This window comes from Streptomyces changchenzhani (assembly GCF_039766235.1).
In the GTDB taxonomy this organism is placed as follows: Bacteria; Actinomycetota; Actinomycetes; order Streptomycetales; family Streptomycetaceae; genus Streptomyces.
Window position 1 is genome coordinate 551292 of sequence record NZ_JBDHNH010000002.1, and the last position, 22651, is coordinate 573942.

Annotated in this window: 24 protein-coding genes; 10 read left to right on the forward strand and 14 right to left on the reverse strand. The window is 70.8% G+C overall.

Annotation, left to right across the window (positions count from 1 at the left end; translation table 11 throughout):
- Nucleotides 1-48: 48 nt before the first annotated feature.
- Nucleotides 49-687, reverse strand: coding sequence for a DUF6758 family protein (locus tag ABCR94_RS10700; RefSeq protein ID WP_347118970.1), 639 nt, complete (start codon nt 685-687; stop codon nt 49-51).
- 255 nt (nt 688-942) lie between these two features.
- Nucleotides 943-1527: a suppressor of fused domain protein gene (locus ABCR94_RS10705; RefSeq protein WP_347118971.1), complete on the reverse strand. Its 585-nt coding sequence runs from the start codon at nt 1525-1527 to the stop codon at nt 943-945.
- Nucleotides 1528-2066: 539 nt separating this feature from the next.
- On the opposite strand from ABCR94_RS10705, the gene ABCR94_RS10710 reads away from it, so the two are divergent.
- On the forward strand, nt 2067-3182 hold the full coding sequence (locus ABCR94_RS10710) for a magnesium and cobalt transport protein CorA (RefSeq protein WP_347118972.1): 1116 nt from the start codon (nt 2067-2069) through the stop codon (nt 3180-3182).
- Here the strand turns inward: ABCR94_RS10710 and ABCR94_RS10715 are convergent.
- Nucleotides 3160-4143 (reverse strand): DMT family transporter, encoded by a 984-nt coding sequence (locus ABCR94_RS10715; protein ID WP_521976672.1) that lies wholly within the window; start codon nt 4141-4143, stop codon nt 3160-3162. The genes ABCR94_RS10710 and ABCR94_RS10715 overlap by 23 nt on opposite strands.
- 71 nt (nt 4144-4214) lie before the next feature.
- On the opposite strand from ABCR94_RS10715, the gene ABCR94_RS10720 reads away from it, so the two are divergent.
- Nucleotides 4215-4721: a hypothetical protein gene (locus tag ABCR94_RS10720; RefSeq protein WP_347118974.1), complete on the forward strand. Its 507-nt coding sequence runs from the start codon at nt 4215-4217 to the stop codon at nt 4719-4721.
- A gap of 366 nt (nt 4722-5087) precedes the next feature.
- On the opposite strand, the gene ABCR94_RS10725 is transcribed toward ABCR94_RS10720, so the two are convergent.
- A complete protein-coding gene (locus ABCR94_RS10725; protein ID WP_347118975.1) occupies nt 5088-5837 on the reverse strand; it encodes a hypothetical protein in 750 nt (249 codons plus the stop codon).
- 184 nt (nt 5838-6021) lie between these two features.
- Here ABCR94_RS10725 and ABCR94_RS10730 point away from each other — a divergent pair, with 184 nt between their 5' ends.
- Genes ABCR94_RS10730 through ABCR94_RS10740 form a run of 3 tightly spaced genes read left to right on the forward strand, consistent with a single transcriptional unit; the run spans nt 6022 to nt 9054 of the window.
- Nucleotides 6022-7293, forward strand: a complete 1272-nt coding sequence (locus ABCR94_RS10730; RefSeq protein WP_347118976.1) for a magnesium transporter MgtE N-terminal domain-containing protein — start codon at nt 6022-6024, stop codon at nt 7291-7293.
- Nucleotides 7283-7876, forward strand: a complete 594-nt coding sequence (locus ABCR94_RS10735; protein ID WP_347118977.1) for a DUF1003 domain-containing protein — start codon at nt 7283-7285, stop codon at nt 7874-7876. Before ABCR94_RS10730 ends, ABCR94_RS10735 begins: the two co-directional genes overlap by 11 nt.
- Nucleotides 7877-7920: 44 nt before the next feature.
- Nucleotides 7921-9054, forward strand: a complete 1134-nt coding sequence (locus tag ABCR94_RS10740; protein WP_347118978.1) for an Mrp/NBP35 family ATP-binding protein — start codon at nt 7921-7923, stop codon at nt 9052-9054.
- Nucleotides 9055-9140: 86 nt separating this feature from the next.
- Here the strand turns inward: ABCR94_RS10740 and ABCR94_RS10745 are convergent, their stop codons facing one another.
- From ABCR94_RS10745 to sigE, 5 genes are all read right to left on the reverse strand, one after another.
- The gene (locus ABCR94_RS10745) at nt 9141-9809 is read right to left on the reverse strand and encodes a hypothetical protein (RefSeq protein ID WP_347118979.1); all 669 of its coding nucleotides are present in this window, start codon (nt 9807-9809) and stop codon (nt 9141-9143) included.
- A gap of 118 nt (nt 9810-9927) precedes the next feature.
- Nucleotides 9928-10398, reverse strand: a complete 471-nt coding sequence (locus tag ABCR94_RS10750) for a sec-independent translocase (protein ID WP_347118980.1) — start codon at nt 10396-10398, stop codon at nt 9928-9930.
- 149 nt (nt 10399-10547) lie between these two features.
- Nucleotides 10548-12566, reverse strand: coding sequence for a S1C family serine protease (locus ABCR94_RS10755; protein WP_347118981.1), 2019 nt, complete (start codon nt 12564-12566; stop codon nt 10548-10550).
- Nucleotides 12567-12691: 125 nt separating this feature from the next.
- Nucleotides 12692-13675, reverse strand: a complete 984-nt coding sequence (locus ABCR94_RS10760; protein WP_347118982.1) for an anti-sigma factor family protein — start codon at nt 13673-13675, stop codon at nt 12692-12694.
- A complete protein-coding gene (sigE, locus tag ABCR94_RS10765) occupies nt 13672-14451 on the reverse strand; it encodes an RNA polymerase sigma factor SigE (protein WP_347118983.1) in 780 nt (259 codons plus the stop codon). Before sigE ends, ABCR94_RS10760 begins: the two co-directional genes overlap by 4 nt.
- Before the next feature lie 140 nt (nt 14452-14591).
- Between sigE and ABCR94_RS10770 the strand changes: the two genes are divergently transcribed.
- On the forward strand, nt 14592-15254 hold the full coding sequence (locus tag ABCR94_RS10770) for an O-methyltransferase (protein WP_347118984.1): 663 nt from the start codon (nt 14592-14594) through the stop codon (nt 15252-15254).
- A gap of 192 nt (nt 15255-15446) precedes the next feature.
- On the opposite strand, the gene ABCR94_RS10775 is transcribed toward ABCR94_RS10770, so the two are convergent.
- The gene (locus ABCR94_RS10775) at nt 15447-15614 is read right to left on the reverse strand and encodes a DUF3117 domain-containing protein (RefSeq protein ID WP_003966491.1); all 168 of its coding nucleotides are present in this window, start codon (nt 15612-15614) and stop codon (nt 15447-15449) included.
- A gap of 302 nt (nt 15615-15916) precedes the next feature.
- Here ABCR94_RS10775 and chcB point away from each other — a divergent pair, with 302 nt between their 5' ends.
- The gene (gene chcB, locus ABCR94_RS10780; protein WP_347118985.1) at nt 15917-16717 is read left to right on the forward strand and encodes a 2-cyclohexenylcarbonyl CoA isomerase; all 801 of its coding nucleotides are present in this window, start codon (nt 15917-15919) and stop codon (nt 16715-16717) included.
- Nucleotides 16718-16764: 47 nt separating this feature from the next.
- Here chcB and ABCR94_RS10785 read toward each other — a convergent pair whose 3' ends face one another.
- Nucleotides 16765-17370: a DNA-3-methyladenine glycosylase I gene (locus tag ABCR94_RS10785; RefSeq protein ID WP_347118986.1), complete on the reverse strand. Its 606-nt coding sequence runs from the start codon at nt 17368-17370 to the stop codon at nt 16765-16767.
- Nucleotides 17367-17729, reverse strand: a complete 363-nt coding sequence (locus ABCR94_RS10790; RefSeq protein WP_347118987.1) for a DivIVA domain-containing protein — start codon at nt 17727-17729, stop codon at nt 17367-17369. Before ABCR94_RS10790 ends, ABCR94_RS10785 begins: the two co-directional genes overlap by 4 nt.
- 106 nt (nt 17730-17835) lie before the next feature.
- On the opposite strand from ABCR94_RS10790, the gene folP reads away from it, so the two are divergent.
- A complete protein-coding gene (gene folP, locus ABCR94_RS10795; RefSeq protein ID WP_347118988.1) occupies nt 17836-18696 on the forward strand; it encodes a dihydropteroate synthase in 861 nt (286 codons plus the stop codon).
- Between the two features lie 236 nt (nt 18697-18932).
- On the opposite strand, the gene ABCR94_RS10800 is transcribed toward folP, so the two are convergent.
- Both ABCR94_RS10800 and dapE read right to left on the reverse strand, forming a co-directional pair.
- The gene (locus ABCR94_RS10800) at nt 18933-19682 is read right to left on the reverse strand and encodes an LOG family protein (RefSeq protein ID WP_347118989.1); all 750 of its coding nucleotides are present in this window, start codon (nt 19680-19682) and stop codon (nt 18933-18935) included.
- A 69-nt stretch (nt 19683-19751) separates the two neighbouring features.
- On the reverse strand, nt 19752-20831 hold the full coding sequence (dapE, locus tag ABCR94_RS10805; RefSeq protein ID WP_347118990.1) for a succinyl-diaminopimelate desuccinylase: 1080 nt from the start codon (nt 20829-20831) through the stop codon (nt 19752-19754).
- Between the two features lie 87 nt (nt 20832-20918).
- Here dapE and ABCR94_RS10810 point away from each other — a divergent pair, with 87 nt between their 5' ends.
- Together ABCR94_RS10810 and ABCR94_RS10815 are read left to right on the forward strand one after the other, a co-directional pair.
- Nucleotides 20919-21872, forward strand: a complete 954-nt coding sequence (locus ABCR94_RS10810) for a VldE C-terminal domain-containing protein (protein WP_347118991.1) — start codon at nt 20919-20921, stop codon at nt 21870-21872.
- A 297-nt stretch (nt 21873-22169) separates the two neighbouring features.
- A complete protein-coding gene (locus tag ABCR94_RS10815) occupies nt 22170-22607 on the forward strand; it encodes an ATP-binding protein (protein ID WP_347118992.1) in 438 nt (145 codons plus the stop codon).
- The last annotated feature ends 44 nt before the right edge of the window (nt 22608-22651 follow it).

Below are 22651 nucleotides of genomic sequence, written 5' to 3' on the forward strand. Positions count from 1 at the left end.
CGCCGCGGAGCCCGGACGGTCCGGCAGCGTCCGGCGGCATCCGGCAGGTCAGGACAGGATGCGCTGCGACAGCGCCCCGCACGGCACCAGTTCCACCTCGGCGCCCGCGTCGCGCAGGTCGGTCAGCACCAGCTCGTCGTACATCATCAGCCCCGACTGTTCGGGCCAGACGATCGCCCACAGCCACAGCCCACGGGCCTCCCCGGCGAACACCGCGCGGTCGTCGGGCACCCCGGAGACATGCCACAGGGGGGTGGGCCGGCCGGCCGCGAGGACCTTGGCCTGCGGCGGGTGGTCCAGCCTCATGTACGCACCGGGGTCCGGGCCCTCAATGCCCGCATAACGCGCCCCGAGGCCGACTCCGAGCTCCTCGGCGACCAGCAGCAGCTCGCCCGTGCCCCCGAGCGGTCCGGGTCCCGAGGAGGCGACCGCGGTGGCCCGCGCGCCGCTGCGGTCGTCGCCCGCGCAGGTCACGCCGGTGAACAGCCAGCCCACCGGCAGTGGCCAGGGCATCCACACGGGGACCTGGGCGCGCTGCACCGCGACGTTGAGTGCCTCGACGCTTGGTGGGATCACAGGCTGCAGCGGGTGCACGACGCCGTGCACAGCACACTGCCAGGAGTCGGCAAAGAGACCGGGCGCCCTGACCCGGCCACCACACTTCGGGCAACTGGGTTCGCCCCTCATAGGCCCCAACGGTCCTCTTCGGTCGTCCCCGCGTCAAGGAAGATCACCCCTCCGGAACGCGCCTCACCGGCCAAAACTAGATGCGACTTACATTCATTAGAGTCCCTAACTCATTCTGTGTATATCGCATCGATCTAGCGGGAGAGCGGGGAAGTGGGAGAGCGGGGAAGTGGAAGTGCTCTTCACGTCGCACTTCCTGATCACCCCGGTCGCGATGCTGGTCACCGACTTCATCTCCAGCCCGCCGAGGGGGGCTCAGTCCAGCGGTACGGACGTGCGCAGCGGGTCGCGCAGGTCCGTACCGTGCGACAGCCAGCGCTCCTGGAGCTCCTGCGCACCCTTGACCCGCTTCCACGCCGCCTCGTTCGGCGTCATCGGCAGCACCGGCAGGAACCGCACGGGGTCCATCGGTCCGTCCAGCTCCAGGTCCTCGATCAGGCCGCCGGACTCCGCGACGAGCACCGAGCTGAACGGCGCCCCCGGCCACAGCGGTTCACCCACGTCGAGCGAGGCGCCCGAGGCCACCACCACGCCCTCGACCTGCGGCGAGGCGGCCAGGACCGCGAGCGGGCGCAGCACCTTGTCGGTGTCGGCCGCCCCGGCCCGTACCGACAGGACCAGCTCGGCGCGCGGCCCGGTCAGCGGATCGGCGAGCGCCGCGGTCGGGTCGGCCATCGGCGCGGCGGACATGCCGAGGGTGGCGTAGCGCACGATGTCGCCGTCCACGAAGCGCAGCACCTCGACGCGGTCCGTACCGAGGAACGTGACCGCGGCGCGCGCGTCCGGTTCGCCCAGAGCCGTACGCAACCGAGCTTCCACCAGCGCAAGAACATCTCCCATGCCGCGAGCATAGGACGCGCGCCCAGGGGCCGGGCAGTCGCACCGGGCCGCGACCCGAGTGACCTGCGCAGGGGCGTGGAGGCGGGCGCGGGGGCGCGTACGGAACGTGCAAAGGGAGGACTTGACACATCAGTGGGCTGATAGTCTGGGCCGCTGGTCAGGGCAGCACGCAGAAGCGTGGCTTTCGAGCCCGGACGTCACGTCGTCCCTCAAGGGGGACCGGCTGGAGGAGGTGGGGCTGCGGTGCATCGAAGTCGACCCGGTAGTACCAATCGCTCTTCCGTACAGCCCGCATTCCCCGTGGCCTGAAGCCCCTCGTACCCGGCCGACAACCGGTGAAACCTCTGGGGCGCACGGTATTTCGCGCGACGGAAGAGCACTTCTTTTTTGCCTGATCCGTGTCTGAGCGAACGCCGTCATCGCGTCCCTGCGGTGCCGCCCGCTTTGCCGACGTACGGAGCCCCGACGCCGTGGCCCGAACGTCTCCATTCCGGGCCGCGCCACGCCTCGCAGACGGCTTCTCCGTGAAGGAGCCCGCCATGTCGATGATCCGTGACCTGCGCGCAGCAGTCCGCCCCTCGCTGCGCAAGAGCAGCGTTGTCTACAGCAACTACGACGCCACCCGTGACCCGTCCGCCAGCAGCGCGGTCGTCGACTGCGCGGTCTACCGCGACGGACGGCGGGTCAGGGGCGCCGAGCACCTCACCCCGCACGAGGCGATGACCCGCGTCCGGGAGGGCGGCGGCTTCGCCTGGATCGGTCTGCACGAGCCGACCGAGGCTGAATTCGCCGGTATCGCGGCCGAGTTCGGGCTGCACCCGCTGGCTGTGGAGGACGCCGTACACGCGCACCAGCGGCCCAAACTGGAGCGGTACGACGACACCCTCTTCACCGTCTTCAAGACGATCCACTACGTCGATCACGCCGAACTGACCGCCACCAGCGAGGTCGTGGAGACCGGCGAGGTGATGTGCTTCACCGGCCAGGACTTCGTGATCACCGTGCGGCACGGCGGCAAGGGTTCACTGCGCGCGCTGCGCCACCGCCTCCAGGACGACCCCGAGCTGCTCGCCAAAGGGCCGTCGTCGGTACTGCACTCGATCGCCGACCATGTCGTCGACGGGTACATCGCGGTCGCCGCCGCCATGCAGGACGACATCGACGAGGTCGAGATCGATGTCTTCTCGGCGCACGACAAGCGGGGCCCGCGCGGCTCGGACGCGGGGCGGATCTACCAGCTCAAGCGCGAGGTGCTGGAGTTCAAGCGGGCCGTCTCGCCGCTGCTGCGGCCGATGCAGCAGCTCAGCGAGCGGCCGATGCGGCTGATCGACCCGGACATCCAGAAGTACTTCCGCGACGTCGCCGACCACCTCGCGCGCGTGCACGAAGAGGTCATCGGCTTCGACGAGTTGCTGAACTCGATCCTCCAGGCCAACCTCGCGCAGGCGACGGTCGCGCAGAACGCGGACATGCGGAAGATCACGTCCTGGGCGGCGATCATCGCCGTACCGACGATGATCTGCGGGGTCTACGGGATGAACTTCGAGCACATGCCGGAGCTGAAGTGGCAGTACGGATATCAGCTCGTCCTCGTCAGCATCGCGGTCGTCTGCTTCGGCATCCACCGCACCCTCAAGCGGAACGGCTGGCTCTGACGACCAGCGCCAGGCCGGCCATGATCACCAACAGGGCGGGGTAGGCGGCCACCGGTGGCTGCTGCCCCAGCCAGAGGGCGGCGATCAGGGCCGCGCCCGGCGTCTCCAGGAGGATCGCCGTCGAGGTGACGGACGGGCCGAGGGTGGCGACGACGCGGTTGAAGAGCGAGTGGCCGAGCAGCTGCGCGACGGCGGTCAGCGCGGCCAGCTGGACCCAGGTCGTCGCGTCGTAACCGCCGAGCTCGACGCCCGAGGCGAGACAGACACCGAGCAGGATCAGGGCGGTCGTCGAGTAGCAGATGAAGGTGTACGCCGTCGTGCTCGCGGTGCGCCGCACCTCGGCCCCGAGCAGCACGTACCCGGCGGCCGCGATGCCACCGCCGAGCGCGAGCGCGTCGCCCGCCAGGGCGCGCGGCGACAGCGTCAGGTCGACCCCGGTGAGGATGACCACGCCGGCCACGGCGAGCAGGGTCCCGGCCCACACCATGCGGGGCGGCCGGTGGCCCCGCATGCGCAGCAGCAGCGTCGTCCAGATCGGGGTGGTCGTGCAGAGCGCGGTCGACGAGGCGACCGACGTCATCCGCAGGCTGGGCAGCCAGAGCCCGAAGTGCAGCGCGAGGAGCGCCCCGGCGGAGAGGGCGAGGAGCAGCGGCCTGCGCCCGAAGTGGCGCAGGCCGGCGCGGTGCTTGAGCAGCGCCACGGGGGTCAGTACGCCGACCGCCATGGCGTTGCGCCAGAAGGCGATGGCCAGCGCGGGGGCGGCGGTCGCGGCGATGAGCGGCGCCGAGAACGAGACGCTCGCGACGGCGACGCCGAGCAGCACGACATCGATACGGGGCGCGGTGTGCGGCCCGGGTATCGGGGCGGACGTGGGGCCGGGCTCGGTGCCGGGCGTGGTGGATCGGGCGCCGGTGCGGCGGGTGGTTGCGGACACAGGCACACGGTAAGGTGCGTTCCGCATAAACGGAACTGTCCCCTCGCGTCCCTCCCGTCCTCCCCTAGGGCGTCGAAGCCCAAGTTAGGCTTCGGCCCATGACGCAGACCTTGCTCGACCAGGCCCTCGTCGAGGAGGCCACCAAGAAGTCCGGGCTCATCTGGGTGCAGGGCACCGGACCGGCCCGCGCGCTCTGGCACGTATGGCACGAGGGCGGTGTGTACGTCGTCGGTGACGGCCCCGGTGAGCAGCCCTTTCCCGGGCTCGTCGACGGGCAGAGCGCCGAGGTGACCGTACGCAGCAAGGACAAGGGCGGCCGGCTCGTCGCCTGGACGGCCGCCGTGACCGAGCAGGTGCCGGACTCGGAGTCGTGGAAGGCGGCGGTCGCGGAGCTCAAGGGCAAGCGGCTGAACGCGCCCGACGTGGAGGTGATGACGCAGCGCTGGGCCCGCGAGTGCCGGGTGCTGCGCCTGGAGCCGCGGAGCATGACGACGGACCTGCCGGACGGCTCACTGGCGGCGGCCCCGCTCCCCACGGACGCAACAACCCGCCAGCCGGCCCCGGAGGCACTGCCGAGGCTGCTGCTACGGCGCAAGAAGCGCTGACGGGCAGCGACCCCCGATCACCGGATCAGGCCCGCCGAAGGTCTGGCACCTGACGCCCGGGGGCGCGGACCCGCGCTGCGAACCGACCCGGCACACTCAGCCCGTCGAGGGGGCCCCTTCCCTGCCCTTAAGGCAATGGGGGAGTCCGAGGACCGGGACCAGCGCGTGGGGCCGCCCCCCGCGTTCTCCCACCCCGGCAAATCCAGCCCGTCCGGCGTTTGAGGACACGCCCGCAGGGCGTCCCGGGGTCTGGGGCAGAGCCCCAGTTGTGGGAAGGGGCGGGTAGGGGACAGGCTCCGCGCAGCGGCCCACCCGCACCCGCCACGCCCACCCGCACCGCACCGCACCGAGCAACGGCCCGCCCGCTCAGCCACTCCCCCGAGGAAGCTGCTGCCCGTAGTCCACCGTCTCGTCCTTGTCCGGCGCGGCCAGCGCGAAGTCCCGGTCCCAGTCCGCGAGCCTGACGACACCCGCGCCGCCCGCCCGCTCCAGTTGGAGCGGATAGGGCCTGCCCTGGAGGGCAACGGCGAGCTTGCCGCCCGCTCCCTTGCCACCGTTGACCTGGATCGTGCGGATGCCACCGACCTCGTCGCGCGCGCCCTTGCTCAGCTCGCCGTGCAGCCCGAGCAGCCCGTCCAGCAGGATGTCCTTGTCCGTGAAGCCGCGCAGCTGGTCGTACGCGGGGTCGCCGTCCGGCACCTTCACGTACTTGTCCTCCAGCTTGCCCGCGGCCGCATCGTCGGACTTGGAGGGCGCGCTCCCGTGGTCCCAGAAGGCCGCACCGGCCTTCATGAAGAGCTCGTCATCGATGCGCAGCAGCTCGAACGTGCTGCCCTTGGAGGTGACGGAGCCCGTGCCGCCGCCCTTCTTGAGGCGCATGTCGAGCTTGTACGAGCGCCCCTTGCTGACGACGGTGCCGGACAGCCGGACCGCCTCCGCGTCGCGTGCCGCTTCCCGCGCCCGGCCCTCGATGGCCGAGGCGGAGAGCTTGCCCACCCCGTTGGTCCCCTCGTCCGGGTCCTCTCCGCACGCGGTGAGCCCCGCGGCCAGCCCGGCGCACACGACGCCGAGCAGTGCGGCCCTACGGGCTCGGGCGGCCGGGGGAAATGCAGTCACAGGCGCACTGCCTCTCATGCGGGTGTCCGGGTGGCAGCAGGCAGCGTACCTGTGCCGACTACGTCGCTCCGCGCAGAGCCGTCCGGACGCTCCGCCGAAGCGGCCCGGACAGGCACGGGCTAGCCTGAACCCGGAATCCGACCACTCGCACGAAGATTCCCATGAACAGAGGGAGGCGCACCACATGGCGTCCGGCGCCCCCCGCGTATTCGTCTCGCATCTCGCCGGAACGGCCGTTTTCGACCCCACCGGCGACCAGGTGGGCCGGGTCCGTGACCTGGTGGCGATGTTGCGGGTCGGCCGCAAGCCGCCGCGGCTGCTCGGACTGGTCGTCGAGGTCGTCAGCCGGCGGCGGATCTTCCTGCCCATGGCCCGGGTGACCGGCATCGAGTCGGGCCAGGTCATCACGACCGGCGTGGTCAACATGCGCCGCTTCGAACAGCGCCCGACCGAGCGCCTAATCCTCGGCGAACTCCTCGACCGCCGGGTGAACCTGGTGGACGGCGACGAGGAAGTGACGGTCCTGGACGTGGCGATCGTGCAGCTGCCCGCCCGCCGCGACTGGGAGATCGACAAGGTCTTCGTACGCAAGGGCAAGAGCGGGGCGCTGCGGCGCCGTGGAGAGACGCTGACGGTCGAGTGGTCCGCAGTGACCGGCTTCTCGCTGGAAGAGCACGGACAGGGCGCGGAGAGCCTCCTGGCCACCTTCGAGCAGTTGCGCCCCGCCGACCTCGCCAACGCCCTGCATCACCTGACGCCCAAGCGCCGCGTCGAGGTGGCCGCCGCGCTCGACGACGACCGGCTGGCCGACGTACTCGAAGAGCTGCCCGACGACGACCAGGTGGAGATCCTGGGCAAGCTCAAGGAGGAGCGCGCGGCGGACGTCCTGGAGGCGATGGACCCGGACGACGCCGCCGACCTGCTCTCCGGGCTGCCGGAGGGGGACAAGGAGCGCCTCCTCGAACTGATGCGGCCCGACGACGCGGCAGACGTACGGCGGCTGCTGTCGTACGAGGGGCGGACGGCCGGCGGTCTGATGACGACCGAGCCGATCGTGCTGCGGCCCGACGCGACGGTGGCCGACGCCCTCGCGCGCGTGCGCCAGCAGGACCTCTCCCCCGCGCTGGCCGCGCAGGTCTACGTCTGCCGGCCGCCCGACGAGACGCCCACCGGAAAGTACCTGGGCATGGTCCACTTCCAACGGCTGCTGCGGGACCCGCCGTTCACGCTGGTCAGCTCGCTCATCGACACCGATCTGCCGCCGCTGGCGCCCAACACGCCGCTGCCCGCGCTGACCAGTTACCTCGCGGCGTACAACATGGTCGCCGCCCCGGTCGTGGACAAGAGCGGGTCACTGCTCGGCGCGGTGACCGTCGACGACGTGCTCGACCATCTGCTGCCCGAGGACTGGCGCGAGACGGAATTCCACGAAGGGGAGGCCGACCGTGGGGAGTGACCGTGGCAGCAACGCCAAGGAGCGCAGCCGGACGTCCACGACGACCGGCGCGACCGCGCTGCCGCGCGCCTCCCGCGTACGCTTGGACCAGCCGCGGCCGGCGCGCAAGCGGCTGCTGCCGGAGTACGACCCGGAGGCTTTCGGCCGGTTCTCCGAGAGGATCGCGCGTTTCCTGGGCACCGGGCGCTTCATCGTCTGGATGACCCTGATCATCATCCTGTGGGTGATCTGGAACATCTACGCGCCCGACGCCCTGCGCTTCGACCAGTACCCGTTCATCTTCCTGACCCTGATGCTGTCCCTCCAGGCGTCGTACGCCGCCCCGCTGATCCTCCTCGCGCAGAACCGCCAGGACGACCGGGACCGGATCACCCATGAGCAGGACCGCAAGGAGAGCGAGCGCTCCATCGCCGACACGGAGTTCCTCACCCGGGAGATCGCCTCGCTGCGGATGGGCCTCGGCGAAGTCGCCACTCGCGACTGGATCCGCTCGGAACTCCAGGACCTCGTCAAGGAGATGGAGGAGCGGCGCACCCTATTCCCGCCGATGACCTCTTCCGGGCGTGATGAAGGCGACCGCTGACGGGGCTTTCCCGGAGCGGGAGTGCGCGCCGTACCATCGGCAGTATGGCTATGGAAGACGCGGTGCGTGAAGCACTGGCGACAGTGAACGACCCCGAGATCCACAAACCGATCACTGAACTCGGCATGGTCAAATCGGTGGAGGTCGGGGCGGACGGCGCGGTTGCCGTCGCCGTCTATCTCACCGTCTCCGGCTGCCCGATGCGCGAGACCATCACCAATAACGTGCGCGAGGCGGTCGAACGCGTCGAGGGTGTGACAAGCGTCTCCGTCGAACTCGACGTGATGAGCGACGAGCAGCGCAAGGAGCTCGCGGGCGCGCTGCGCGGCGGCACCCCCGAGCGGGAGGTCCCCTTCGCGCAGCCGGGATCGCTGACCCGGGTGTACGCGGTCGCCTCCGGCAAGGGCGGCGTCGGCAAGTCGTCGGTGACGGTGAACCTGGCCGCCGCGATGGCTGCGGACGGGCTGAAGGTCGGCGTCGTGGACGCCGACATCTACGGGCACAGCGTGCCGCGCATGCTGGGCACCGACGCCAGGCCCACCCAGGTCGAGAACATGATCATGCCGCCGTCCGCGCACGGCGTGAAGGTCATCTCGATCGGGATGTTCACGCCGGGCAACGCGCCGGTGGTGTGGCGCGGACCGATGCTGCACCGCGCACTGCAGCAGTTCCTCGCGGACGTGTACTGGGGCGACCTGGACGTCCTCCTGATGGACCTGCCGCCGGGCACCGGCGACATCGCGATCTCGGTGGCACAGCTCGTGCCGAACGCCGAGATCCTCGTGGTCACCACGCCGCAGCAGGCCGCGGCCGAGGTCGCCGAGCGGGCCGGTTCCATCGCCGTACAGACCCACCAGAAGATCGTCGGCGTCGTCGAGAACATGTCGGGCATGCCCTGCCCGCACTGCGACGAGATGGTCGACATCTTCGGGACGGGCGGTGGCCAGTCGGTCGCCGAGGGGCTGACGAAGACGACCGGCGCCCACGTGCCGGTGCTGGGCTCCATCCCCATCGACGTACGCCTGCGCGAGGGCGGCGACGAGGGTAAGCCGATCGTGCTGAGCGACCCCGAATCCCCCGCCGGCGCGGCGCTGCGTTCCATCGCGGGCAAGCTGGGCGGCCGCGCGCGCGGCCTGTCGGGCATGTCGCTGGGTATCACCCCGCGGAACAAGTTCTAGAGGACCGACCGGTACAACAGATGGGTAAGGGGCGGCTGCCATGGCAGCCGCCCCTTACCCGTGCGGTCACTTCTGCGATCTCACTGTCACTCGTACGACGTGATGTCCTTGACCACCGAGAAGCCCAGACCGTACGCGCTCATTCCGCGTCCGTACGCCCCGAGGTGCACGCCTGCCTCCGCCGAGCCCGCCAGGACCCAGCCGAACTCGGACTCGCGGTAGTGGAAGGACGTCGGCACGCCGTCCACCGGCAGCGACAGCGTCGACCAGTCGGGCCCCGACAGATCGTCGGCCAGCTCGAAGGCGGCCTCGGTCTGCTGGTCCAGCCAGTCGTCGCGCAGCGTGTGGTCGAGCTGCGCGGGCCAGGTCGAGGACAGCAGGCCCGAGCCGGCCAGCCAGGCGGCCGAGGAGACCGAAGTGGCCTCAAGCACGCCCGTACCGTCGCCGCTGCGCCGCAGAGGGCTGCTGGCTACGGTCACGACGACCGCGAAGCGTTCCTTCTCCTGGCCGTCGTCCGCTCGTATCGACGGCTCTTCGCCGTGCCCCGTGGAACCGTGCTGCACGGTCCCGTCCGCCGCGGTGCCGACCTGCATCAGCCAGCGCGGTCCGGTGAACGCCTCGTCCAGTCCGTACCAGGGGAAAGGTGCCCGCAGATAGCCGTCGACCGTTCGCCGGGCTGCTGGCACCCCCTCCGCCGTGGACGTGCTGGGCGCACTGGAAATTCCCTGTGCTCCTACCCGACTCGTGGTCTCCATCTACCCGGCCGCCTCCTCGATCTTCGACGTCCGGCACGGCCCGCCCCCCTCGGGCGTCCTCACCACCGGACAGATGGAGGATAGCCACCTCACCGCGACTCGTCCGGAAGGGCAGGCTTCAGGTGGCGTCTGCGTCGAAGGGCGGGCGCTCGCCCTGATCGAGCTTTTCGCGCTTCTTGAGCAGGTCGGGAGTGCCCGACGAGCCATTCGACGAAGAGGTCGGGCCGGCCGAATCGGACGGGGATTTGGCCGACGAAGCACTGTCGCGTCCATGCACCGCGTCCGCGACCTCGGCCATCTCGCCCTTGAGGTCGAAACTGCTGCGGATCTCTTCAAGACCCAGGTCGTCATTGCCCATCAGCTGCTTACGGACAAAGGTCTTGGGATTGAGGTCCTCGAAATCGAAGTCCTTGAATTCCGGGCCCAGTTCGGAACGGATGTCGTTCTTCGCGCTGTCGGAGAACTCACGGATCTTACGGATCATGGCCGAGGCGTCCTGAATGAGCTTCGGCAGTTTCTCCGGGCCGAAGATGAGGACAGCCAGGACCACGAGCGTCACCAGCTCAAGTGCGCCTATGTCACTGAACACCTTGCTGCTCCTTGACTCTCCGCGCCCGCAGGTCGAGCGGGCCTGCGCGCCGCAGGCAGGGGACCGGTCCGGGCCCGGTCTACGGTACCTGGCCAATCTGTCCGGGCGGTACCTTCACGTAACACTCAGATGGCGGCCGCCGCATCCGCTCAGGTGCCGTCCGCCGAACCGAGCGTGACCGTGATGGCCTGTTCCCTGCCGCCTCGGGTCACGGTCAGTTCGAGCCGGTCCCCCGGCCGGTGGGCGCGGATCTTGACGATCAGCTCCTGGCCGTTGTGCACCCGCTGCCCGTCCACCTCGGTGATGACGTCGCGCGGCCGGATCCCGGCCTTCGCACCGGGACCGTCGGGTGTCACGGCCGGTCCGTCGCTGCCCTTGGTGCCGACACGGGCGCCGTCGCCCGTGTACTGCATGTCCAGCGTGACGCCGATGACCGGGTGAGTCGCACTGCCCTTGTTGATCAGCTCTTCGGCGACGCGCTTGGCCTGGTTGATGGGGATCGCGAAGCCGAGGCCGATGCTGCCGCCCTGGCCGCCTTCGAGGCCCGAGCCGGTGTCCGCGGCGCGTATCGCGCTGTTCACGCCGATGACGTGGGCCTCGGAGTCCACCAGCGGGCCGCCGGAATTGCCGGGGTTTATCGGGGCATCGGTCTGCAGCGCGTTCACATAGCTGACGTCGCTGCCGTCGCCCTTCTCACCGCCCGCGGTAATGGGGCGCTCCTTGGCGCTGATGATGCCGGAGGTCACGGTGTTCTGGAGGTCGAAGGGGGCGCCGATGGCCACGACCGGGTCGCCGACCTGCACGTTGTCGGAGTTGCCCAGGGGCAGTGGCTTGAGGCCCGCGACCCCGGTGACCTTAACGACCGCCAGGTCGTACCCGCTGTCCTTGCCGACGACCTTCCCCTTGGCCGTCTCGCCGCCGCTGAAGGTGATGGTGATGGTGCCGCCGGTCCCGGCGGGCTCCACCACGTGGTTGTTGGTGAGGATGTGCCCCTGCCCGTCGAGAACGAAGCCGGTGCCCGTGCCCTGCTCCCCGGCGCCGCTGACATGCAGGGTGACGACGCTGGGCAGCGCGCTGGCGGCGATGCCCGCGACGCTGTCGGGGGCGCGGCCCTTGCCTCCGGCGTCTCCCGCCCTGTCGGTCTGGGGCAGCTCGACGGTGGTGAGCCCGCCGTTGCGCTCGATGTACGCGCCGATGCCACCGCCGACGCCGCCGGCGGTCAGCGCGATGAGCAGCGCCCCGACCAGCAGCGTGCCGCGTCGGCCCCCCTTGCCCCGACCGGAGCCGCCGTGGGCACCCGGGGTGCCGGGGCCGCCGGGATGCGTCAGCGGCTGCTGAGGGGCGCCCCAGGGGTCGTACTGGAGCCACTGGGGCGAGGGGTGAGGGTGGGGGTGGAGGTGGGGCTCGTGGAGTGGTGGGGGCTGGGGAGTCGACTCGGGCTGGGGCTGCGGGAAGACGTGCGGCTGCGGGGGATGCTGTTGCTGGGGCTGTGGGAGCTGCTCCGCGTACGGCGGGGGCGGCGGCTGCGTGGGAGCGCCCGCGCCGTTCGCCGCAGGCGCGCCCTGCGGTACGACCGTGCCGTGCGGCATCGTCGGAACCGGGCGCTGCACGGGCGGCGCGAGCGCCCAGGGTCCTGGGCCGCCGTACGGCGGTGTGCCGTAGGGGTCGGGCGCGTGCCGCGGCTGGTCCACGGGCTCCGGTATCCGTTGCGGGTGCTCGGCGGGCCCGGATATCTGCGGGCCAGGCACGGCGGCCACCTCGGGGTCGGCGGGCACTGCAGGCTGAGCGGGATCAGCGGGATCAACCTCTTGCGGTGCGCCCGCGTCGGGCAGCACCGGGGCCGCGACGCCCGCATCCGGCGCATTCGGCGGCTCGTGGAGCGCGGGGCTCTGTGCCGGTTGGGTCGCCCTGTTCCCGACGGGCACACCCTGATCCGCCGACTCCCCCACAGACACTGCCACGACGGACGCGTCCTCGACCGGTGCAGGGTTGATCCGCGTGTACTCGACCGGCGCGGCATCGGCCGCCACGTGGTCGACCGGCACGGCGTCGGCCCGCGCAGAGTCGACCGGTGTGTCAGAAGCCGCAGCCGTCGTCCCCGCGCTGCGTGCTCTCGCGGGACGGCTCCACCACTTCGCCTTCGGCCCCGCGGGCTTGCCCTCGTCCATGCTCTCCCCGCAACCCCACGAGCACGCCGCCTGGGCCGTGCCACCTTGTTCGCCGCGCCCCGTGAAGGGACCCCTTCCAGGGATTCAACCAGGTTTGCGAATGACCGCGCAGGGGCCGGTCGGCGTCAGCGGGAAACGGGCAGGCCCGACTTGGCCGGGGCCGCCGAATGAGTGGGCGGCAGTGAGAGCGCCACCGCCGGTCCCTGGACGGAGGCATTGATGAACGACGGGGCCGAGCCCGACGGACGTATCAACGGCAGCGGAGCGACCGCGGAGAGCACCGGTGCCGGCGCCGCGAAGGGGTGCGTCATGGGGTGCGTCATGGAGTGACCCTGCCCCGGGCTCGGACCCGCTCCGAGGAACACGGACGGCGGCGCGGTGGCCGAGGTCGACGCGGTGGCCGAGGCAAGGGCCGAGGCCGAGCCGCTGCCTGAGCCGGAGAGCGCGAGCAGGCCGCTGCCGCCGCCCTGGCGGCGGCTGTTCTCGGGAGTGACGCCCGCCGGTCCTGTGGTGCGCAGCGGGGTGACACTGCCGGAGCCTTCGCCCCTGGCATTGGTCTCGGGTGCGGACCCCAGCGGCATCGCGCCGCCGAGCGCGATCGCCGCGAGCGAGACCGCGCTCGCCGCCGCGAAGGCGAATCGCCAGCCCCGCCCGCCGGAGCGCTCCGCGTCGGAGCGGCCCACGTCGTGGATGCGGAAACCCCGCTGACGCGCGGTTCCCGGGAGGGGACCGGAATGCGCGCCGGCCGGTTCATAACCGAAGAGCCCGCCAAAACCCATTCTTCGCTCGTCGACTCCGAAGACGCCGTTTCCGAAGCCTCCGCCGCCGAACGGCCTTTCCTCGTCACGGTCGTCACCTCCGGGCCCACCGGGGCCGCCGGGCAGCCCCTGGAGCCGCGCGAGCAGCCCCTCGGAGGGGGGAGGTGGCGCGGCCTGCGAGAAGACGCTCTTCAGCCGACGCTGGGAGTCGGCCTCGGTCTTGCATTTCGTACAGGTCGCCAGATGCGACAGAACACGCTCACGGACGTCATGGCTCAGCTCACCGTCGACCAGAGCCGCGAGCCGGTCGCCGAGGTGCTGTTCCGCAGGGGTCGGTCGGGTGCCACTCACTCGGCTCTGCCCTCTCCGCCCACCACAGGGATGCCATGGCCCACCGTCGCGAAGGAGCGCTGCTCGGCGCGCGCCTGGGGAGACCGGTGCTGGAGCGCCTTACGCAGGTGGGAGCGGCCGCGGTGGATACGGCTGCGCACGGTGCCGAGCTTGACGCCCAGTGTCGCGGCGATCTCCTCGTACGAAAGGCCCTCGATGTCGCAAAGGACGACGGCGGCACGAAACTCGGGCGCGAGAGTGTCCAGCGCCTGCTGCACGTCCGCGTCGAAGTGGGAGTCGTTGAAAACCTGCTGCGGGGACGGCTCACGGCTCGGCAGCCGCTCCGCGGCGTCGTCTCCGAGCGCGTCGAACCGGATGCGCTGCTTGCGCCGGACCATGTCCAGGAACAGATTGGTGGTGATGCGGTGGAGCCAGCCTTCGAAAGTGCCGGGCGTATAGGTCGACAGCGAGCGGAAGACACGGACGAACACCTCTTGCGTGAGGTCTTCGGCATCGTGCTGATTGCCGGTCAGACGGTAAGCGAGGCGGTAGACGCGACCGCTGTGCGTGCTGACGATCTCCTCCCATGAGGGAGGTGTCCACGCCTGAGATTCCGCATCTGAGGCGAACGTCGCGGTCTGTACGGAGGCAGCGGAGCGGGAGCTGTCAGCATTGTCGGTCACGGATTTCGGCTCGCCCGTCGACCTGAGAAAGCGCTTCAGCACTCCCCTGCGGTCACCGGTCGCAGCCGCACCTCCCCTGTCGGCTCTGGTGGTGTCCAGTGGAGCCCCTACCATAGCCACCTCGCCCGTTAGCTCCGGATAAGCATCTTTACGTGAATTTGGAACTCGCATACGGTCCTGATCCACGCTTCCCTCTCTCTTCATAACGCCCGGTCCCATCTGCGGGTTCCCGACACCAACGGATACAGTCACCGTTGCGCCAACTACGGGGACAGGAGAGGGCCATTACCGCCAACCGGCAGACGAACTGGGCGTTCGCCGACGCCTATGTCGCCGAGGACGAGGCCCTGCGCTGGGCTCGTGATCGGGCCCGGGAGGCAGGGATCCGCTCGGTGACCCCCGGCACCGGCGCCGCGCTGCGGCTGCTCGCGGCCACCTCGGACGCCAAGTCGGTGGCCGAGATCGGGACGGGCACCGGCATTTCCGGCAGCTATCTGCTGCACGGGATGCGGCCCGACGGCGTACTGACCACCGTGGATCCGGAGCCGGAGTGGCAGCAGTTCGCCCGCGAGGCCTTCCGCGCGGCGGGTTTCGCGAGCAATCGGGCGCGCTTCATTCCGGGCCGCGCCCTCGATGTGCTGCCGCGGCTCGCCGACGGCGGTTACGACCTCGTCTTCTGCGACGGCGACCGGCTTGAGTACATGGACTATCTCGCTGAATCGTTGCGCCTGCTGCGACCCGGCGGAATCGTCGTCTTCGAAGGTGTCTTCGCGGACGGCCGTACGGTCGACTCCTCGGCCCAGGCGCCGGAGGTGCAGCGGCTGCGTGAACTGCTGCGCGCCGTCCGGGAGAGCCGCGGGCTGATGCCGACACTGCTGCCGGTCGGCGACGGGCTGCTCTGCGCCGTACGCCGCTGAGCGCAATGGACCCCCCCGCCGGCGCGTCGTACGCCGCTGAGGGCCGTACGCCACCGGTCACGGCCCTGGCGTCCCCCAAGGCGTCGGCCTCTGGACACACCACTGCCCCGGGACGCTGTGTGCGTGCCGGGGCAGTGACAGTGTTGATCGGGGTCTAGCCCCGTAGCCCGAAGTGTCTGGGCGCGTTCCGCGTCAGCCGACGACCTTCTTCAGAGCGTCGCCGAGGGCATCGGCCTCGTCCGGAGTCAGCTCGACGACAAGTCGCCCGCCGCCTTCGAGCGGAACGCGCATGACGATGCCCCGTCCCTCCTTGGTCACCTCGAGCGGGCCGTCGCCCGTCCGCGGCTTCATGGCCGCCATGCTCGTTCCCCTTCCTGAAACCAGCTCATCGCAGCCGACAACCCAGGTGTCACCGGCATCGAACACATTGCTTCCAGGCCATTATCCCGCATCGCAGGACCCAATGACCAACATCAGTCGGCATCGCTTGTGCAACGCGCTCTCCCAAAACGCCGCAATTCGGCGGTACGCCTGCGATACTTCGCCGCTGTCGGCCGCTCCTGGGCCCCGGTTTGTTAGACACACGTCACATGCCCACGTCCTCGGATCTCCGCCATGCTGGGCTCGACATGCCTGCCCGAGCCGCAAAAGGGGACCTACTGATGGCCGACACCGTGCTCTACGAGGTGACCGACGGACTCGCGACGATCACGATCAATCGTCCCGATGCCATGAACGCCATGAACACCGAGGCGAAGGTCGCCCTGCGTGACGCGGTGCAGGCCGCGGGGGCGGACACGGCGGTGCGCGCGGTGCTGCTCACCGCCACCGGGCGGGCCTTCTGCGTGGGCCAGGACCTCAAGGAGCACATCTCCTCGCTCACCGCGGACCGCGATGCGGGCACCGGCAACACCATGAGCACCGTGCACGAGCACTACAACCCCGTCGTGCGCGCCCTGACCGAGATGCCAAAGCCGGTCGTCGCCGGGGTCAACGGCGTGGCGGCGGGCGCGGGCTTCGGTTTCGCCCTCGCCGCGGACTACCGGGTCGTCGCCGACACGGCCGCGTTCAACACGTCCTTCGCCGGGGTCGCACTGACCGCCGACTCGGGCGTTTCGTGGACCCTGCCCCGCCTGATCGGCCAGAGCCGCGCCGCCGACCTGCTGCTCTTCCCGCGCTCGATCAAGGCTCAGGAGGCCTACGACCTGGGCATCGCCAACAAGCTGGTGCCCGCCGCCGACCTGGCCACCGAGGCCGCGGCCGTCGCCCGCGCGCTGGCGGAAGGGCCGACCCTCGCCTACGCCGCGCTCAAGGAGTCCCTGGCGTACGGGGCGGGCCACACGCTGCGCGAGACCCTGGAGAAAGAGGACGAACTCCAGTCGAGGGCGGGCGCGTCGGAGGACCACACCATCGCCGTCCAGGCCTTCGTCGGGAAGACCAAGCCGACGTACCTGGGCCGCTAGGCACTCCTCACCCCCGGCCTCCTGAGCCCGTCAGGGCCCCCAGGAGGTCAGGGACGCGCCTCGCGGGCCACGCAGCGCACCAGATGGTCGTTGACCAGGCCACAGGCCTGCATCAGGGCGTACGCCGTGGTCGGGCCGACGAAGCGGATACCGCGCTTCTTGAGGCCCTTGGAGAGCGCGGTGGACTCCGCGGTGATCGCCGGGACGTCCGAGATCGTGCGCGGCGTCGGGCGCGTCGCGGGATCCGGGGCGTACGACCAGATCAGCGTTTCGAGCTCGCCGGGCGACCAGTCGACCAGTGTCCTGGCGTTGGCGAGGGTGGCTTCGATCTTGGCGCGGTTGCGGATGATGCCGGGGTCGGCGAGCAGCCGGGCGGCATCGGCGTCCGTGAAGGCGGCCACCGAAGCGATCTTGAAATCGGCGAAGGCGGTACGGAAGCCCTCGCGCCGGCGCAGGATCGTCAGCCAGGACAGGCCGGACTGGAAGGCCTCCAGGCAGAGCCGCTCGTACAGCGCGTCGTCGCCGTGGACCGGGCGGCCCCACTCCTCGTCGTGATACGCGACGTAGTCCTCGGTGGAGAGGCCCCAGGAGCAGCGCAGGCCGCCGTCCGGGCCCGGCGCGACGCCGCCGCCATCATCGCCGTCGTCCGTCATGAGCTCGGCTCCTCGCCGGTGCGCTTGTAGAGATCGAGGCCGCCTATGGCGTCGGCCTGCACACCGGCCAGCGCCACCTCAAGCTCGGCGATTCGAGCGTCCCGCTCGGCCAGCTCGGCGCCCACTCTGCCGAGCACGTCGTCGACGTCCGACATCCGATAGCCGCGCAGGGCCAGCGGCAGGCGCAGGGCCTCAATATCCGCGCGGCCCACCGGGCGCGTCGCGGGCAGCGGGTCCACCAGGTGATCGGGCGCCGCGTCGGGCAGCACGCCGCCGCTGTCGCTGCCGCCACCGCCGACCACGGCGAGGGTGACCGCGGAGACCACCACGACCATCGCCACCACCAAGAACAAGAACACGAGCGTCTCCCCGGGCCATGCGCAGAGCGGAAACTGTCCAGTCCCGATCGTGCCATGCGGCACTGACAGTTAAGGTCGCAGGCGACCGATGCGAGGAGGAAACACGGTGCTCAGGCTGGGACAGCGCGAGTTCGACGCGCACGAGCCGGTGATCATGGCGATCGTGAACCGGACCCCGGACTCCTTCTACGACCAGGGTGCGACCTTCCGCGACGAGCCCGCGCTAGCCCGGGTCGAGCAGGCGGTGTCCGAGGGCGCCGCGATCGTCGACATCGGCGGGGTGAAGGCCGGGCCCGGCGAGGACGTGAGCGCCGAGGAGGAAGCGCGGCGCACGGTCGGCTTCGTGGCCGAGGTGCGCAGGCGCCACCCGGACGTGGTGATCAGCGTCGACACCTGGCGGCACGACGTCGGCGAGGCGGTCTGCGAGGCGGGCGCGGATCTGCTCAACGACGCGTGGGGCGGGGTCGATCCCAAGCTGGCCGAGGTCGCGGCCCGTTTCGACGTGGGCCTGGTCTGTACGCACGCGGGCGGCGCGGAGCCGCGTACGCGGCCGCACCGCATCGCGTACCCGGACGTGATGGCCGACATCCTCGACGTCACGCTCGGTCTGGCCGAGCGCGCGGCGGAACTCGGTGTGCGGCGCGACGCGATCATGATCGATCCGGGGCACGACTTCGGCAAGAACACCCGGCACAGCCTGGAGGCGACGCGCCGGCTGGAGGAGATGGTCACGACGGGCTGGCCCGTCCTGGTCTCCCTCTCCAACAAGGACTTCGTCGGCGAGACGCTCGACAAGCCGGTGAAGGAACGGGTCATCGGAACGCTGGCCACGACGGCGGTCTCGGCCTGGCTGGGGGCGCGGGTGTACCGGGTGCACGAGGTCGCGGAGACGAAGCAGGTGCTGGACATGGTGGCGTCCATCGCGGGCCATCGGCCGCCGGCGGTCGCCCGACGCGGGTTGGCGTAGCCGGGGCGAGGGCTCGGGCCGGGTGCGTGAGCCGGGGCCGGGGTACGGGGCGGGTGGGCAGGCGCGGGTGCGCGAGCCGGAGCACGGGGGCCGGGGCGGGATGCGTGGGGCGGGGCGGGTGGGCTGCTGCGCGGAGCTGTCCCCTACCCGCCCCTTCCCGAAACCGGGGCGGGCCCCGGACCCCCGGGACGCCCTGCGGGCGTGTCCTCAAACGCCGGACGGGCTGATTTTTCCGGCTACTTCCCCGTCTCCTCCGTCACCAGCGCCACCGCTTCCTTCACGTCGTCCGTCACGTGGAACAGCAGCAGGTCCTTCTCCGACACCTTGCCCTGTGCCACCGCCGTGTTCCGCAGCCAGTCGACCAGGCCGCCCCAGTACGCCGTGCCGAAGAGCACGATCGGGAACTTTGTCACCTTCTTGGTCTGGACCAGGGTCAGGGCCTCGAAGAGTTCATCGAGGGTGCCCAGGCCGCCCGGCAGGACCACGAAGCCCTGGGCGTACTTCACGAACATCGTCTTGCGGACGAAGAAGTAGCGGAAGTTCACGCCGATGTCGACGTGCTCGTTGAGCCCCTGCTCGAAGGGCAGCTCGATGCCCAGGCCGACCGAGACCCCGTTCGCCTCCCGCGCCCCCTTGTTCGCCGCCTCCATCGCACCGGGCCCGCCGCCCGTGATCACCGCGAAGCCCGCTTCGACCAGCGCGCTGCCGAGCTCCACGCCCGTCTCGTACTCGGGGCTGCCCGGGGGTGTGCGTGCCGAGCCGAAGACGCTGATCGCACTGGGCAGTTCGGCGAGTGCGCCGAAGCCCTCGATGAACTCGGCCTGGATGCGCATGACCCGCCAGGGGTCGGTGTGCACCCACTCGGAGTCACCCTCGGTGTCCAGCAACCGCTGGTCCGTGGTGCCGGGCTGGACCTGGTCGCGGCGGCGCAGCACCGGACCGAGCCGCTGCTCGTCGGGTGCCCGCTCCTCCTCAGGAATCGTCATGCCGTACTCCCTCCGCTGCCGAACGTTGTCCGGTCAGGGTAGGTCCACAGACATGACGAAAAGTGAAATTCAGGCAGTCAGCCAGGTGCGGAGTCGCTCTTCGCAGTGCGTGATGCGTTCCACGGCGACGTGTTCGTCCCGCTTGTGCGCGAGGAGCGCGTCCCCCGGCCCGTAGTTCACCGCGGGCACCCCGAGCGCGCTGAAGAGCGATACGTCCGTCCAGCCGAACTTGGGCTGCGCGGTGCCGCCCACCGCCGCCATGAACGCGGCGGCGGCCGGGTGCGAGAGGCCGGGCAGGGCCGCACCCGAGTGGTCGTCCACGATGAATTCCGCGATGTCGCAGTCCGCGAAGATCTCCCGTACGTGCGCCAGTGCCTCGTCCGCGCTGCGGTCGGGCGCGTAACGGAAGTTGACCGACACCGTGCAGGCGTCCGGGATGACGTTGCCCGCGACCCCGCCCTCGATCTTCACCGCGTTGAGGCCCTCGCGGTACTCCAGGCCGTCGATGACAGGACGCCGCGGCTCGTACGCCGCCAGCCGCGCCAGGATCGGGGCGGCCTGGTGGATCGCGTTGGAGCCCATCCAGCTGCGCGCCGAGTGGGCGCGCTCCCCCGCTGTCCGCAGCAGCACTCGCAGCGTGCCCTGGCAGCCGCCCTCGACCTGCGCGTCGGACGGCTCCAGGAGTACGGCGAAGTCGCCCGCCAGCCAGTCGGGATGCGCCTCGGCGACATGGCCCAGGCCGTTGAGGTGGGCGGCGACCTCTTCGTTGTCGTAGAAGACGAAGGTCAGGTCACGGTTGGGGGCCGGGACGGTCGCCGCGATCCGCAGCGATACGGCGACCCCGGACTTCATGTCGCTCGTGCCGCAGCCCCACAGGACGCCGTTCTCGTCGAGCCGCGAGGGCACGTTGTCGGCGATCGGGACGGTGTCGATGTGCCCGGCCAGGATGACCCGCTCCGCGCGCCCCAGGTTCGTGCGGGCCACCACGTTGTTGCCGTACCGGTCGACGGTGAGGTGCGGCAGGGCGCGCAGCGCCTCCTCGACCGCGTCGGCGAGGGGCTTCTCCTGGCCGCTCTCCGACCGGAAGTCGACGAGCCGGGCGGTCAGCGCGGGGGCGTCCAGCGCAAGGTCGAGCGGGGTTTCGGGCATGGCCCCGAGCCTAACGCTCCGCCCCGGAGCGGTCCGAAGCAGTGGGACCCGGCAGGCTCTTCACTCGCCTCCAGTACCTTTGGCCACGTGTCTGAGCCCACCGTTTCCACCCGCCGTGGCCGTACCCTCCGCATAGCGGCGGGTGTCGCCGTGCTGCTCGCCCTGGCCGGGTACCTGGTGGCGCAGTACGTGAGCGGCGGCGGGGGCGCGCCCCGCTGCACCGTGCGCCCGGCGGAGGGCGACGGGGCGACGTACGAGATCAGCCCCGAGCAGGCCGTCAACGCCGCGACGATCTCCGCCGTGGGCACCTCGCGCGGGCTGCCCGAGAGGGCGGTGACGATCGCGCTGGCGACCGCGCTCCAGGAGTCGGCGCTGCGCAACATCAAGCACGGCGACCGGGACTCGCTCGGCCTGTTCCAGCAGCGCCCCTCGCAGGGCTGGGGGACCCGGAAACAGATCCTGGACGCCGGCTACTCGGCGGGGAAGTTCTACGAGTACCTGGAGAAGGTCCCCGGCTATTCGCGGCTGCCGCTGACCGTCGCGGCCCAGCGCGTCCAGCGCAGCGGCTTCCCGCAGGCGTACGCGAAGCACGAGCCGGACGCCGCGCTGCTGGCCGCCGCGCTCACCGGCCGCTCCGCCGCGTCCCTCACGTGCGCGGCGGCGCAGGACGCGCAGGTGGGCAAGCCGGCCGACGTACGGGCCGCGCTGGTGCGGGACTTCGGGCCCGATGTGCTGCCCAGGACGCAGGCGGCGGGCGCCGGTACGACCGCGAGGCTCGGCGGAACCACGGCGAAGGCCACCGTGACCGTCCCGGTGCCCGAACAGGCGGCGGGCAGCGCGGGGGCGGCCCGGGGGGCCGACGGGGAGCGGCGCGGCTGGGAGCTGGCCCACTGGGCCGTCGCCCACTCGTCCGCGTTGCACATCGAACGCGTCACCTACGGGGACCGGGTGTGGACCGCGGGGGACTCCGGGCAGGCGTGGAGCAAGGCGAAGGGCACCGAATCCGGCCCGGCAGAGGTCCGGATCAGCACCGCGCAATAGTGCGGACGGTCACTCGAAAGCGGTACGCGAGCCCCATCGGTTCCGCTTTTTGCGAGAGGCCGCGCGCCCCCTTCCCACTACCCCCCGAAAACCCTGTGAACAAAGGGAACCGGCGGTACGGCAGGTCATTCTGGGCGGCTCATTTGCCCGCATTCATCCATAACTGATTATGCGACGCATTACCAATTCTTTACCTTGGTGTACCGCATCCAACCCCTCCCCCCGAGGGGTTGTCAGTGCGTCCGATCGCCGGACAAGACAGCGTCCACGAACGTCTTCTCCCGTTTAAGGAGCACCATGTCCCTCCCCCTGGCCCGTCGGATCGCCCGCGCCGCACTCATCATCGCGGCCGGCGCAGCCCCCGTGGTCGGAGCGGCCGGTTCCGCGAGCGCCGTGGACCTCCCCGCGGCTCCCAGCCTGAGCGGCGTGACCGCACTGGACGGCGCCGGTCTCGGCAACGCCGTCGACGGTGCGGCGCAGAAGTCCACCGATGTGGCAGGCGACACCGGCAGCAAGGCCGTCAAGAAGGCCGCACCGACCGCCGGAAAGACCGTCGGCACGGCAGGCAAGACGGCCACCCCCGCCGCACAGAACGCGGCCGGTGACGTCGCGGGCAGCGCCGGCGACATCCTCGGCGAGACCGCGTCCACCGCGACCGGTGCCGGCGGCGGGCTCCCCTCCGGCGGCGGCCTGCCGACCGACCAGCTGCCGCTGAAGGGCCTGCCGATCGGCTAGTCCGTACGGCAACCACGCACGTCCGACACCACGCCAGTACGACA

Coding starts and splice junctions, on each gene's coding strand:
- ABCR94_RS10700 (WP_347118970.1), bottom strand. CDS start 687: ATGAGGGGCGAACCCAGTTGCCCGAAGTGTGGTGGCCGGGTCAGGGCG.
- ABCR94_RS10705 (WP_347118971.1), bottom strand. CDS start 1,527: ATGGGAGATGTTCTTGCGCTGGTGGAAGCTCGGTTGCGTACGGCTCTG.
- ABCR94_RS10710 (WP_347118972.1), top strand. CDS start 2,067: ATGTCGATGATCCGTGACCTGCGCGCAGCAGTCCGCCCCTCGCTGCGC.
- ABCR94_RS10715 (WP_521976672.1), bottom strand. CDS start 4,143: ATGCGGAACGCACCTTACCGTGTGCCTGTGTCCGCAACCACCCGCCGC.
- ABCR94_RS10720 (WP_347118974.1), top strand. CDS start 4,215: ATGACGCAGACCTTGCTCGACCAGGCCCTCGTCGAGGAGGCCACCAAG.
- ABCR94_RS10730 (WP_347118976.1), top strand. CDS start 6,022: ATGGCGTCCGGCGCCCCCCGCGTATTCGTCTCGCATCTCGCCGGAACG.
- ABCR94_RS10740 (WP_347118978.1), top strand. CDS start 7,921: ATGGCTATGGAAGACGCGGTGCGTGAAGCACTGGCGACAGTGAACGAC.
- ABCR94_RS10745 (WP_347118979.1), bottom strand. CDS start 9,809: ATGGAGACCACGAGTCGGGTAGGAGCACAGGGAATTTCCAGTGCGCCC.
- ABCR94_RS10755 (WP_347118981.1), bottom strand. CDS start 12,566: ATGGACGAGGGCAAGCCCGCGGGGCCGAAGGCGAAGTGGTGGAGCCGT.
- sigE (WP_347118983.1), bottom strand. CDS start 14,451: ATGGTAGGGGCTCCACTGGACACCACCAGAGCCGACAGGGGAGGTGCG.
- ABCR94_RS10775 (WP_003966491.1), bottom strand. CDS start 15,614: ATGGCGGCCATGAAGCCGCGGACGGGCGACGGCCCGCTCGAGGTGACC.
- chcB (WP_347118985.1), top strand. CDS start 15,917: ATGGCCGACACCGTGCTCTACGAGGTGACCGACGGACTCGCGACGATC.
- ABCR94_RS10785 (WP_347118986.1), bottom strand. CDS start 17,370: ATGACGGACGACGGCGATGATGGCGGCGGCGTCGCGCCGGGCCCGGAC.
- ABCR94_RS10800 (WP_347118989.1), bottom strand. CDS start 19,682: ATGACGATTCCTGAGGAGGAGCGGGCACCCGACGAGCAGCGGCTCGGT.
- dapE (WP_347118990.1), bottom strand. CDS start 20,831: ATGCCCGAAACCCCGCTCGACCTTGCGCTGGACGCCCCCGCGCTGACC.
- ABCR94_RS10815 (WP_347118992.1), top strand. CDS start 22,170: ATGTCCCTCCCCCTGGCCCGTCGGATCGCCCGCGCCGCACTCATCATC.